Raw genomic sequence first — 13,095 nt, 5'->3', positions numbered from 1 at the left:
TTTTACATAGTTGAAGCCGTTTGTTGTTTCGCTTCTTCTTCCATATGTTCACCAGTTCGTTCGATTGGCGAGCGTTTGTGATAGCGTCCAAGCAGTCCTGTCATGATGAAGATACCGATTAACGAATAAAGAACTTGAACTACGCCGAATACCACTGTTGCAGAGCCTACAATCAACACATCTGTCAAAAGCATTGTTTTACCTGGATTAATGCCAAAGCGTTTATCAAGAAACACGCATAGCATGTTGATTCCGCCAAGAGAAGAGCCGTGGCGAAACAAAAAGATCAGTCCAATGCCGACGATAATGCCGCCCACAATCGCAGCTACAAGCGGATGCGGAAGCGCAAACGAAAAGTTGGCAGCTAATAAATCCGACATCACTGACATCAGGCTAACGCTGATGAAGCTTTTTATGGTAAATTGCAGACCAATTTGCGTAAGAGCCATAAAATAAAATGGTAAATTGATGATAAAGAACAATACCCCAAATGAAATACCGGTTAAATGCTGCAGGACGATTCCAAGTCCTGCTGTTCCGCCGATAACGAGGTTAGAAGCGGTTAAAAATTGAATCCCGATGGCAACGCACAAACAGCCAAAGGTAATCCATCCCCATTGTTTTACGTGATTCATATCTCCATCCCCTTTTGTATATTTATACAATACTTTCGATAGAAAACACCGTCTTTTAATTCACAAAATCTATTTTACTATATATCTTTTCAAAAAAAAGCACTTTTGTGAGAGAATCTAACACAAGATTAAAAGTTAGATAATTCAGATTTATTAAGTTTTTTGAAGCGAATGAGCGATAAACCAATATGTTTCTAAAAAAAGATTACAAAGAAAGAATGAGAAAAACGGATTTTGGAAAATGTATAAACAAATATTTGGATAATGGTTAAAAAAAGGGAGAAAAAATAATTAAAACGAACATTTTTAACTAAAATTAAAATATAATTCGGATTTTTATTGATTTTATGTTTAATTGAGGTAATATATAACATTATTAGCATAAAAATATGTAGAGATGGAAGTGGATGCGAAATGAATAAGAAATTATCAGCGTTGACAGGGGTGGGTGTACTTGCTTTTTCACTGACGGCATGTGCCCCTCAGCAGGAAAAAGAAGTGTCTGCTGAGAAAAAAGAACCCGCTCAACACCTAGCTGATCAGCAAATCATGGCCGATGCTTGGTACCAAAAATCCGGCGAAATGAAAGCTTTGTATTACCAAGGCTATAATACTGGAAAGCTTCGTTTAGAGGAGGCGCTTGCAAAAAGTACCGATAAAAAGCCTGCCATTATTTTGGATTTAGATGAGACCGTGCTTGATAATAGCCCATTTCAAGCTTCAGCAATCAAAACCGGAAAAGGATTTCCTTATAAATGGGATGAGTGGGTGCAAGCAGCAAAAGCGAAAGCAGTACCAGGTGCTGTTGAATTCTTGACGTATGCGGATCAAAAAGGTGTAGATATTTACTATATTTCGGGCCGTACAACTTCTCAGCTTGAGGCAACAATTAAAAACCTAAAGAATTTACATATTCCTCAAGCAACCAAAGACCATGTGCTATTAACGGGTCCAAAAGATGAAGGAAAAGAAACGCGCCGTCAAAAAGTAGCGACAAATCATAATGTAGTCCTGCTGTTTGGTGATAACTTATCTGATTTTAGCGGCTTTGATAAAAAGTCCATTACTGATCGAAATAAGCTTGTAGAAGAGCAAAAAGAAACGTTTGGCCAAAAGCTAATCGTATTTCCAAATCCAATGTATGGAGACTGGGAAGGAGCTATTTATAACTACGACTACTCAATTTCGGACAAACAAAAAGATAAGCTTCGCCGCGAACAGCTTCAGTATTTCAACTAAAAAAAAGAGGCTGGGACAAAAGGGTTTTAACCCAAGTGAAAAACGAACGATTGATCAGCATGTGATCAACCGTTCGTTTTTTTGTTATGGTGAATATAGTTTCATCTGTCTTGTTCCTTCTAGCAGGTGATTGGAGGGCAAGGTTAAGACTCCTGCGGGAAAAGCGGAACAGGTGAGACCCCGCAGAAGCGCAAGCGACGAGGAGGCTCAGCGGCCGCCCGCGGAAAGCGAAGCCTTGCGCGGAAATCAACTGCGGTGTCATAAGCGGTTCAGTTCAAGTATCTCATTTGTTCGTCTTTAGGCTGGATTCATTTCGTTATGTCTTCAACCTCTTTTTAATTTTTCCAATATAGTCAGTTCAAACGATAGCTTGTCCAAATGATCCTGCTTTTTAAGAAAGAAGCCAAGGAGCATAAGGAGCTTGCTTCCACTCGTGTTTTAACATGCCATAAATCACAAGGTCATGGTAGTGATCATATAGGTATTCACCTTCTCTGCAAATACCTTCTTCTGTAAAACCTAGACGCGTAGGGATGGCTTTACTTTTTTCGTTATTAACACCGCAGCGTATTTCGACTCGATGAAGGTTTAACGTATTAAATGCATAATTCAGGCATCCGTGTACGGCTCTTGTCATAATACCTTTTCCTTGAAAATCATGTCCAATCCAATAGCCGAGACTTGTACTTTTGTTTCCCCAATTAATTCCGTGAAAACCAATCATCCCGGCGATTTCTCCGTAGTACCGAATGATGGCCTGGAATCCTTGGTTATTATAATATTGAGCTCTCCATTCAGGGATGAGTTCATCGTAGTCAGCAATACTTTGCATGCTATCTACCCATGGGAGCCATTCTTTTAGGTAAGGTCTTGACTCGTTAATAAGAGAAAGCAAGGGGAAAGCGTCAGTTGATTCAATCAAATGCAAACTAACTTCGTCATCAATTTTGTATTCAAACATACGAAAGCCTCCTGTGATGATGGGCCTGCTGAGATAAGCGTAGCGTGTAGGCAGTTCTAACATCTAGTTTTTCTTTATTCTACCACAAGTAACAGAGAGGAGAGCGAGGAAGTTTAGGCTACAAGTAAATAACACATAAAGTCGATAGGATTTTAATGATTAAAAAAATTAATAATTGAAAGCACTTTTATCAATATTTTTACAGAAAAGAAGCATATACAGTGATACAATGGAAGAAGAGATAAGGCGTTGTATGTATACATACTTTATAACAAACATGATATTGGATTGATAAAAGCAGGTGGTAAAAACATGGATGTACAACTATTAATAACGGTATTTGCACTCGGGTTTTTCGGGTCATTTTTAGCAGGTATGCTTGGAATTGGAGGATCAGTTGTTTTGTACCCGCTGTTGCTATTTGTTCCGCCTCTTGTAGGAGTGGGAATGTTCAGCGCGCACGAAGTAGCTGGTATAGGAGCCGTACAGTCGCTGTTTGCGTCTGTTTCAGGAGCTCTTGCTTACAAAAAGGGCGGCTATTTGAATAAACCGTTAATTTTATATATGGGTATCAGCGTCTTAGTTGGCAGTCTCATTGGTTCAACGCTATCAAACTCGTTTTCAGAAGGAATGATCAATTTCATTTACGGCGTGATGGCAACAATTGCTGCAGGATTAATGTTTATGCCCAAAAAAAATAATCCAGCGGCCGATTCATTCGAAGTGACGTTTTCAAAACCTTTGGCAGCAGCTCTGGCGTTTTTAGTTGGAATTTGCGGGGGGATTGTCGGAGCAGGGGGCGCATTTTTACTTGTTCCTATTATGATTACCGTGTTAAAAATTCCTGTGCGCGTAACGATTGCAAGCTCATTAGCCGTGACGTTTATTTCATCTATGGGAACAACATTCGGTAAAGTAATGACGCATCAAGTCCTTTTGCTTCCGGCGCTTATGATTATTGGAGCAAGCTTACTAGCAGCTCCAATCGGCGCTTTTGTTGGGCAAAAGACGAAGGTAGCGTCGCTGCAAGTTATCTTAGCGATCGTTATTACGGCGACTTCGCTGAAAATATGGTTTGATTTACTAATGAAATCTATTCATTAAAAAAAGCTGCCTTTTTAAGGACAGCTTTTTTATTTTGTTGTTGATGACACAAGGTGAGCGACTAAAATATAGCGTTCAGGTGCTGAACCAACGTAGTTAAACGGATAACAGGTGCTGACGGTTAAAGTGGCTCTAGGCTTTGGCACAATAACAGTCCGGTCATCCGCATCAACGATTCGTACTTTGTTCACTTTGTATGTGAAGGTGCCTGCTGCCGTGTCCACCACGAGCGAATCGCCTTCACCCACGTCGCCAAGCTTACGAAAGACCGTATCGCGATGTCCTGATAGAACAGAATTGTCGTTTTGACCAGGCAGCACGCTTCCCGCAAAATGACCGACGCCTTTTTCTAATTCATCTTCGTTCGTACCGTGATAGATCGGCAGCTTAGCGTTTAATTTAGGAATATATAATTCTCCCATTAAATCACCGATTTTTGGCTGTTTCGGGTAAGACACATTTGACACTTTCGGCTTTTTTTCCGGGCTAGCAGTACGAGAGTGTACCGTTTTTTTAGCTTCCACAGCAGAAGCTTCAGCAGAAGAGTCTGCTGTTGAAGCGTCCTTGCTTTTAGAAACTGAAGCTGCGGCTGGTTCTTCTGTATCCATTGTTTTAAATGCCAAATAGCCTCTTGCAAATTTATAGGCGTTTGTTGTTGTAAACCAAAGACCAAAGCAGATGACAGCGGCTAAAAGGGAAAGAACAATCAACCGCTTTTTGCGATTGATTGTTCTTCTTGTTTTTCTTGGTTCCATTTTATGCGCGTCTCACTTTGCGGAAAAGAACAAAGCCAGCGGCTACAAGCACTAATCCAATTAATGTATTTGTTACATAATTAGAAGCCGTTTCCGGAAGTTTTCCGCCTTTAACGGTTTTTTGTACAGCGCCATTCGTTTGTTTCTTCACAGGTTCTTGTGTCTTTTCTACTGCTGGTTTTTGTGCTTGAGCTGGTTTTGCTACAGCTTCAGCAGATTTTTCTACTTCTTTTCCTGTGTCTGTGATGATATCAGAATTAAACATATCGCCTGTGATCACCATGTCTGCTAAAAATTTACCGTCTGTCGTATAAAGAGAAATTTTTAGACTTGCATTTTTTACTTCTTCTAAGTTGATTAAATCAGTAAGAGAAAGCGGTCTTTCATTTCCGCCTTGTACAAGTGAAAATTTAGCGTCTAAATGGAAGATTGATAGCATTTCTTTATAAATAGACATTAATTCAGCGATTTGATCAGCAGATAATTCTGTTGCTGTATCAAAATCTTCGAATGCCGCTAAGCGCTCGCCTAATTGATCTAAGCGGTTAAGCGTTGCTTCATTTGAAAGCTCATCTTCTAACGATGTAAAATGTGCTTCAATTCGATTTAACTCTTCTGAAGTTAAGCCTAATTCAGACTGCATAAATGATAGTAAGCCGCTTAAATCTTCCTCGCTTAATTCATCATCGTAAGAAGTGTCTTCTTCGTCATATGACTCGTCATCTTCATACCAGTCGTCGCCCTCTAGATAGAAGCCGACATCATCGTATAAATCATCTAGGTATACATAATCGTCTAAGCTTTGGCCGTTCTCTTTTAATAACGCATTTAAGCTTGTTTTGTCTAAGTCAAAATCTGCATACACATCTTGCACGTTATGTAAGTCAGCTGCAATTGGTTCACCTAAAAAATCTTCTAAATCTGCGATTGTATCGAAGTTTTTAAGACTTTCATCGTACAGTGAAAGCGAATATTCAACGTCGTCTTTGGTTACTTCAAAGCCTCGCGTTTGGCTTACCGATTTTAAATACTTGTTGAAATCTGCGTCAAATGTTGACACTGCTGCGAATGAAGACGTTGGAAATACGCCAACAAACAGCAGAAATGATAATAGTATTGCCCCCAGTTTTTTCATCAATTTTCTCCTTTTTTTACGTTTTCTACAAGATTATATAGGAAGAGTTATAAATTTACAATATATACTTATATTATATATACCTTGAATATAGTGGTAATTTAAGGGATTTATAGAACTATATATCTTGAGAACACCGTAAGAAAGGGAGTGGAAAGCCCTAGATAGAAAAAGGAGGAATTAAAGAAAAAGGTTTATAATTTTTTTTAACAGAGGCAGAAATATAAAAAAGTATCAAAAAAGAACAGCACTTAGAAGCTGTTCTTTTTGAAATGATATGTAAGCCTTAGCATAGATAGTTGAAATTCGATACCGTTCCGCTTTAGAAAAAGGTGGTTACGAGTTATGATTTTAATAAGGATAGTGAAGAAAAGTGAGAGCGCGGTTTTGTCAGCTCTATTTTGATTCCTTTTAGCCTTAAACGTTCTACAAACTGTTTGCGTTTTTTTCGCTTCTCATGCGGGGATTGATTCATATTTGCCTCATCCTCCATATTTAGTCAAGTAGCTAACATATCATTATCATAATCAAAAGATGACGGTTACACAATAAACATTCTCAAATATTCACAAAGATTTAAAATTTGTTACATTGATAGTGTACATGTACCCCATTCTCTTTTTTTATAACATCTCAATGTGCTGTTTTTAAATCGAAGTTTTGTAAATCCTGTCGCAGGCTAAAAAACGCGCTGACTTTTATATTTTGATTCACTGTGCTTAAAAGCTATACTAGTAGTGCGTGTAGAAAAGAGTAAACCGAATTTTTACATCTCATCTATTCGTATACAAAAAAGAAAGAGGGATTTTGATGAAAACAGAACAGCAGTATTTTGAAGAAGGAAAATCAATTCAAACATATATGAACGACATGAGTACATTAAAAGAGGAAAGTTTAGCTGTTTATGAACAATTTCAGCTTCCTAAAGATGAACTGGCTGACAAATTAAAGGCTCACAAGCTTCATTTCTTAGCGATTACTGAAGATTGGTGCGGAGATGCGATGATGATTAACCCAATCATTCGTAAAGTAGCTGAAGCTGCCGGTATCGATGTGCGCGTTGCACTGCGAGATGCGGACACCGAATTAATTGACCGTCACTTAACAAACGGAGGACGTGCCATTCCGATTATTTTAATTTTTAATAATGAAGGGACGCTACTTGGGAAGTGGGGCCCCCGTGCTCCCGAAGTTCAGCAAATCGTCGATGAGCTTCGTGCCACGCTTCCTTCAAAAGAAGATCCTTCGTTTGAAGAAAAACAAAAAGAAGTTTTTTCTTCGTTACAAACAAGATATAAAGAAGAACCAGCTCTTTGGTCGCATGTTTATAACAGCTTTAAAGAAACGGTATTAGCAGTTGTGAAATAACTTAAAAAAGCAGGATAAAATGAAGCGCTCATTTTATCCTGTTTTTTTCTGGTTATCGCAACAAGATCATTTGTATATCACTTTAATGGAAAGGCAACTCTTATGAATGTTAGTGTTCAAAACGCGTACTTTTAATTGAAAAAAAGCACAAAATTCTAAAAATAAAAATATTTTTTATTCAAAACGCGTACTTTTTACCTTGATGATGATATAATAACAAATAATAAATGAAGAAAGGGGACGCGTAAATGAACGGAAAAGCTTTTGGTTAGTATTTTTAAGCAGCATTTTTAAAGTTCAAAATGAATTTTATTTTTTAAATTTAATGAAAGCGCTTAATAACTCACTTCTCAGAAAATATAGAAGAAAGGTGTTAGATACATGAATAACTTACATAGAAAAATGGGAACGTTTTCTCTCATGATGGTTGGTCTTGGATCTATTATTGGATCAGGATGGCTGTTTGGGGCATGGAGAGCTGCTCAAATTGCAGGCCCCGCAGCAATTGTTTCTTGGATTATTGGAATGGTTGTTATTTTATTTATAGCTCTTTCTTACAGTGAACTAGGATCGATGTTTCCAGAAGCAGGAGGTATGGTTAAATATACGCAATACTCGCACGGCTCATTTCTTGGCTTTATTGCGGCTTGGGCAAACTGGATTGCAATCGTATCGGTTATCCCTGTTGAAGCGGTTGCTTCTGTTCAGTATATGAGTTCATGGCCGTGGGAGTGGGCGAAATGGACAGGCAGTTTAGTAGAAAACGGGATTCTTACTGGAAAAGGCTTGGCTATTGCTACAGGACTATTAATCATTTATTTTCTTCTAAATTATTGGACCGTAGGCTTATTTTCGAAGGCTAATTCACTTATTACTGTTTTTAAGATTGTAATTCCAGGGCTTACAATTGGTGCTCTTTTATTTGCAGGGTTTCACGGAGGAAACTTCTCCCCTGCAGGAGGCGTTGCTCCAAATGGATGGGCAAGCGTTTTGACAGCGGTTGCTACGTCTGGGATTGTGTTTGCTTTTAACGGTTTTCAAAGCCCTATTAATATGGCGGGAGAAGCAAAAAATCCAGCTCGCTCTATTCCGATTGCAGTAGTAGGCTCAATTTTAATTGCAACCGTGATCTATGTATTGCTTCAAATTGCGTTTATTGGAGCGGTAAATCCTTCAGAAATCGTAAAAGGATGGAGTCATCTTAACTTTAATTCGCCGTTTGCCGATCTAGCGATTGCGTTAAATATTAACTGGCTTGTTATTGTGTTATATGCCGATGCTTTTGTATCGCCATCAGGAACAGGTATTACGTATACAGCTACCACGTCACGCATGATTTATGGTATGGAAAAAAATAAATATTTGCCGAATATACTGGGACGAGTTCATCCGCTTTATGGAGTTCCTCGTCAAGCCATGTTCTTTAATTTATTTGTCTCATTCATCTTTTTATTTTTATTTAGAGGCTGGGGAATTTTAGCCGAAATTATTTCTGTAGCTACATTAATTTCATATCTTACCGGTCCTATTACCGCTATGACGTTAAGGAAAACGGGGACCGAGCTTTATAGACCTTTACGTATAAAAGGGTTAAACGTAATAGCGCCTCTTGGATTTATTTTTGCTTCACTTACTCTTTACTGGGCAAGATGGCCGTTAACTGGACAGGTATTATTTATTATTTTAATTGGTTTGCCAATTTATTTTTATTACCAAGCAAAATCAAAATGGAAAGGCTTTGGTCAAAACTTCCGAGCCGGCGTTTGGATGATTGTCTACTTATTATGTATGATGACAATCTCTTGGATAGGAAGTGAAAAGTTCGGGGGACTCAATATTATTAAATACGGCTGGGATATGGGTCTTATTGCAATTGTTGCACTTTTCTTTTATGCTTGGGCACTTAAAAGCGGATACAAAACCGAGTATTTAAAAGAAGCAATCAATGTTAATAATGAAATGAAAGCAGCGGAAGCACAGACTGCCTCAGCTAAAGAACAGATCATAGAAAAACAAATTAAATAAGTAGTAAAAAAGCAGCCTGAATAGTTGAGGCTGCTTTTTTAGGAATGGATTTTATTTTTTTTGAATACTAGATAGTAAAAAATGCTATAATGGTGGGCAAAATCATGCAGGGGGAGAACGACTTATGGATATCGTATCAATCACTTCTTTTTTAGGCGTAGCCGCTTTGCTTACGGTTATGCCTGGACCTGATAACTTATTTGTTTTAGCACAAAGCATATCAAACGGTAGATATGCAGGAATCTCGACTTCATTAGGGCTTTGTACGGGCTTGCTTGGTCATATAGCTGCAGCAACATTGGGTCTATCGGCTGTTATCTATCAATCGGCTTTAGCGTTTGCTATTGTAAAATACGCTGGAGCAGCTTATTTATTATATCTGGCTTATAAGACGTTTACAGCAAAAGATTCCGCTCTCGCTGTTGACAACAAAGAAGCCGTTGAGTACAAGGCGCTATATAAAAAAGGAGTGATTATGAATCTGCTAAATCCAAAAGTTTCGCTCTTTTTTCTTGCTCTTTTACCTCAGTTTGTTAATCATTCAACCGGACACGCCACACAGCAAATGCTTGTTTATGGCGCCGTATTTTTAGTTCAAGCGCTGATTATTTTTACGTTAATTAGTCTATTTGCAGGGAAAGTAGGAGAGTTTTTGCGAAAATCTCCAGCTCTGTCTAAGCGGCTTAATCTCGTGCAAGGCTCTATCTTTACGCTTATTGGCTTAAAAATTGCTTTTAGTGAGAAATAGCAGAAGATAAGATGGCGAACCTGCTTTTTATCTCCATTAAAAGGCGTGGACGTTAGTTAAAGGGAGATCCGAACGATAAATCCAATTCGCTCGGATTTTTTTATGTCTATGGTAAAAGTAAGTTTCATGTATGCAGTTGCTTCTAGCTGGTGATTGGAGGGCAAGGCGAAGACTCCCGCGGAAAGCGAAGTCTTGCACAGAAATCAACAGCGGAGTAACGAGATTCACGCTAGCTCATTTATCCGTCTTTATTTTGTGCTTTAAAACAGCGGAGAATACCTAGCAAAATCCTGCTTTCTTGTGTGAATTTTTTTGAATGTTTTAAGGGGACGAACCCTTCTTGTCCAATCACATATATATATAGAATGAGAGATAAAACATCAGGCAAAGCCGGTGTTAATCACAAGTTCTTTCATATTATGATTGAAAGGAAAGGTTCACATGAAAAAAGTATGGCTAGATGCAGGACACGGCGGTACAGATTCAGGCGCTTTAGGAAATAATTTGCGTGAGAAAGATATTACGCTGCAGCTTGTACTACACGCGCGGGCGTATTTAGAACATAACTATTCCGTAGATGTGCAAGTAACTCGTTCAACCGATGTGTTTGTTTCATTATCAGATCGAGCGAACCGGGCTAATGCATGGGGAGCGGATATTTTTGTTTCTATGCACATTAATGCTGGCAGCGGTACTGGATTTGAAACGTATCGGTATCCATCACAAGAGGGAAGTCAATCTTCTCTTTTACAAAAAGAGCTGCACACGGAAATTTTAACAATCATGCGGAAATTTGGAACGATTGCAGATCGCGGTTTAAAAACGGCTAATTACGCTGTACTGCGTGAAACAAATATGCCAGCTGTTTTAACAGAAAACTTGTTTATCGATACGACAGCCGACGCTGAAAAATTAAAAAACGCTACGTTTCTTCGGGAAGTGGGAGAAGCGCACGCGCGTGGAATTGCTAAGTATTTAAACTTACCTTCTAATCAAGTTACATTCTATACCATTCAATCTGGAGACACATTTTATAGCATTGCAAAGAAGTATAATATCACCGTTCAGCAGCTGCAAGATGCAAACCCTGGCGTAGATCCTGCAAAACTGCAAATTGGTCAGCAAATTGTTCTTCCTGTCACTACGTATACTGTACAAGCAGGAGATACGTTCTATAGCATTGCGAAAAAATATAGCATGACCGTTCAGCAGCTGCAGGATGCAAACCCCGGCGTAGATCCTGCAAAATTACAAATTGGCCAGCAAATTATCATTCCAGCTGTTTAATATCTGTAAATAAAAAAGATGACACGGCAGCGTGTCATCTTTTTTATTTATTGAACCAATCTTACAAGCATATGGGCAAGATGATGCTGCTGTTCTTTGTCTCCAACCTTCCACAGTTCGTGAAGCAGGTTTTCCTCTCGATTGCGCGGCTCTTCATGCTTAGCAAGGTAATCAGCTACTTTCTGAGCGGTTTTAGCCAGCTGTTCTTCGTTCATCCCTAACTTTTCACCTTTTGAGACCTTGTTCCCTAGATAACTTTTAAATCCTTCGAAGCTAGAGAGAATATCCTCTTTTTTCTCCTCGCTCATAGAATTAATTGCTCCTTCAACTTTTGCTGAATGATTTGTTTCTACAGAATTACTCATAGTTTTTTTCTCCTCTCATGGTTATATTTGGGTGTTAGAAAGCATATTCCCTGAGGGTTCAGTAAATAAACGTCCAAATGTGTTATTTTTATATTATGGCGTTTTAGAAGGACTTAAAAAGGTGAGGTCAAATAAGGTTTTATCAACTAATAATAAAATGACAAAAAAGACTTTGAATAAAGAAATCAAAGTCTTTTACTGATTTTTATACTGAAGCATCATACTTCTGGCGTAGGCGTAGGTGTGGCATAGCCTTCCTTATATTTATCATCGATTTCTTGACGAATGTCTTCAATGCTTTTGCCTTTGCTGTAGTCTACTACAGCTTGAGCGGCTATTTCTAAACAGACGCCGCATTTTGTTCCGTGATCATCCCATGTCACTGCGCCGTTTTCTTTGTTTTCAAAGATAAAACAGTCGTAGTTGTTTTGATGATTAGCTTCTTCTCCACATCCGCAGTAGCAAGGAATGTTTTCTAGTAAGGTTTGATGCTTAGCAGCGGCTGCATAAATAAGCTGCATGTCTTCGGGCTTGTCACTTAGAAAAGAGGGAAGAGTTTCACTATTTTTTGTTTCTTCTCGTTTATCACCTAATGTGTGCTGCTGATGTTCTTCATGTTGTGTTGCTTCTGTACGTTTGTTGCCTGAACTTTCTTTACTTTCGTTTTCGCAGCCGGAGACCATGCTTGCTGCAAGGACAACTGTTATGACCTTTGATTTTATCATCAAAATGTTCATCCTTTCTTCAATTAAAGCTAGACAATAATATGTACATCCATCATGTGAAAAAGGCATCATTCGTCTTTGAAGTCATTCATCAACTTTCTGCAAAATAATTTTCCGATACATACCTTTCAACATGACGCTTGAATTCTCCTTCAAGATAAGCTGATCCCGGCTTGCTTCAAACACATATTCAAAAGAGAGTCCAATATCCGTTCCTAGTAATTTTACGAAAGGGCGGAATATTTTTTTAGGAAAAGCCGCTGATTTCTTTTTAGTTTCAAATTTATCAAAAATCAGGATAGTTCCCTTAGGCTTTACTACTCTTGTCATTTCTTTTAAAGCTTGCTCCGCATCAGGTACTACGCTAAGAATTAAGCTTGCTACAACTACATCAAACGAAAAAGAGTCGAATGTTAGCCGCTGAGCGTCCATTTGGTGAAAGGTTATAGATGGATTTTTGTATTTATCTTTTGCTTTTTGAAGCATTTCACTGGAATAGTCGATGGCTGTTACATTTACTTCATGAGGAATAAAAGCTAAATCTGCACCCGTTCCAACACCTACAAATAAAATGCGCTGTTCAGATGAAAAGTGGACGTCTTGAAAGACTTTTTTTCTGGCTCGATAAAACATCCCGTTATTAAAAAACGCATCGTAAAAAGGAGCCCAACATTTATAAATAAATTGATTCCAGCGGTTATTCACGTAAACCCTCCTAGAGAATAAGCTTTCCAACGCCTGCTGGAAA

At 38.5% G+C, this 13,095-nt stretch carries 13 protein-coding genes; 6 read left to right on the top strand and 7 right to left on the bottom strand.

What is annotated here, in order from left to right:
- Window positions 1-2: 2 nt before the first annotated feature.
- Window positions 3-635: a YitT family protein gene (locus BG04_RS00850; protein ID WP_013083915.1), complete on the bottom strand. Its 633-nt coding sequence runs from the start codon at window positions 633-635 to the stop codon at window positions 3-5.
- 414 nt (window positions 636-1,049) lie between these two features.
- Between BG04_RS00850 and BG04_RS00845 the strand changes: the two genes are divergently transcribed.
- Window positions 1,050-1,874, top strand: a complete 825-nt coding sequence (locus BG04_RS00845) for a 5'-nucleotidase, lipoprotein e(P4) family (protein ID WP_034650642.1) — start codon at window positions 1,050-1,052, stop codon at window positions 1,872-1,874.
- A 391-nt stretch (window positions 1,875-2,265) separates the two neighbouring features.
- Here the strand turns inward: BG04_RS00845 and BG04_RS00840 are convergent, their stop codons facing one another.
- A complete protein-coding gene (locus tag BG04_RS00840) occupies window positions 2,266-2,835 on the bottom strand; it encodes a GNAT family N-acetyltransferase (protein WP_013083913.1) in 570 nt (189 codons plus the stop codon).
- Between the two features lie 312 nt (window positions 2,836-3,147).
- Between BG04_RS00840 and BG04_RS00835 the strand changes: the two genes are divergently transcribed.
- On the top strand, window positions 3,148-3,939 hold the full coding sequence (locus tag BG04_RS00835; RefSeq protein ID WP_013057848.1) for a sulfite exporter TauE/SafE family protein: 792 nt from the start codon (window positions 3,148-3,150) through the stop codon (window positions 3,937-3,939).
- A gap of 29 nt (window positions 3,940-3,968) precedes the next feature.
- On the opposite strand, the gene BG04_RS00830 is transcribed toward BG04_RS00835, so the two are convergent.
- Entirely contained in the window at window positions 3,969-4,694 is a 726-nt protein-coding gene (locus BG04_RS00830; RefSeq protein ID WP_016764803.1) for a class D sortase, read from the bottom strand.
- A 1-nt stretch (window position 4,695) separates the two neighbouring features.
- Window positions 4,696-5,829 carry a processed acidic surface protein gene (locus BG04_RS00825; protein ID WP_034650644.1) on the bottom strand — a complete coding sequence of 378 codons (1,134 nt, stop codon included), beginning with the start codon at window positions 5,827-5,829 and terminating at the stop codon, window positions 4,696-4,698.
- A gap of 810 nt (window positions 5,830-6,639) precedes the next feature.
- On the opposite strand from BG04_RS00825, the gene BG04_RS00820 reads away from it, so the two are divergent.
- The 4 genes from BG04_RS00820 (at window position 6,640) to BG04_RS00805 (ending at window position 11,257) form a co-directional block, all read left to right on the top strand.
- Window positions 6,640-7,197 carry a thioredoxin family protein gene (locus BG04_RS00820; protein ID WP_034650645.1) on the top strand — a complete coding sequence of 186 codons (558 nt, stop codon included), beginning with the start codon at window positions 6,640-6,642 and terminating at the stop codon, window positions 7,195-7,197.
- A 381-nt stretch (window positions 7,198-7,578) separates the two neighbouring features.
- Window positions 7,579-9,222 carry a glutamate/serine transporter AimA gene (locus BG04_RS00815; protein WP_034650646.1) on the top strand — a complete coding sequence of 548 codons (1,644 nt, stop codon included), beginning with the start codon at window positions 7,579-7,581 and terminating at the stop codon, window positions 9,220-9,222.
- Window positions 9,223-9,346: 124 nt separating this feature from the next.
- A complete protein-coding gene (locus BG04_RS00810) occupies window positions 9,347-9,970 on the top strand; it encodes a LysE family translocator (protein WP_016764799.1) in 624 nt (207 codons plus the stop codon).
- A gap of 441 nt (window positions 9,971-10,411) precedes the next feature.
- Window positions 10,412-11,257 (top strand): N-acetylmuramoyl-L-alanine amidase family protein, encoded by an 846-nt coding sequence (locus BG04_RS00805; RefSeq protein WP_016764798.1) that lies wholly within the window; start codon window positions 10,412-10,414, stop codon window positions 11,255-11,257.
- A gap of 47 nt (window positions 11,258-11,304) precedes the next feature.
- Here BG04_RS00805 and BG04_RS00800 read toward each other — a convergent pair whose 3' ends face one another.
- The 3 genes from BG04_RS00800 to BG04_RS00790 form a co-directional block, all read right to left on the bottom strand.
- Entirely contained in the window at window positions 11,305-11,622 is a 318-nt protein-coding gene (locus BG04_RS00800) for a DUF3243 domain-containing protein (RefSeq protein ID WP_034650648.1), read from the bottom strand.
- A gap of 218 nt (window positions 11,623-11,840) precedes the next feature.
- Window positions 11,841-12,347: a PCYCGC motif-containing (lipo)protein gene (locus BG04_RS00795; RefSeq protein WP_034650650.1), complete on the bottom strand. Its 507-nt coding sequence runs from the start codon at window positions 12,345-12,347 to the stop codon at window positions 11,841-11,843.
- Between the two features lie 84 nt (window positions 12,348-12,431).
- The gene (locus BG04_RS00790) at window positions 12,432-13,052 is read right to left on the bottom strand and encodes a class I SAM-dependent methyltransferase (protein ID WP_034650652.1); all 621 of its coding nucleotides are present in this window, start codon (window positions 13,050-13,052) and stop codon (window positions 12,432-12,434) included.
- Between the last annotated feature and the right edge of the window lie 43 nt (window positions 13,053-13,095).

Origin of the sequence: Priestia megaterium NBRC 15308 = ATCC 14581 (assembly GCF_000832985.1) — a bacterium.
Taxonomy (GTDB): Bacteria; Bacillota; Bacilli; order Bacillales; family Bacillaceae_H; genus Priestia; species Priestia megaterium.
This window is presented reverse-complemented; position numbering and strand designations above follow the sequence as displayed.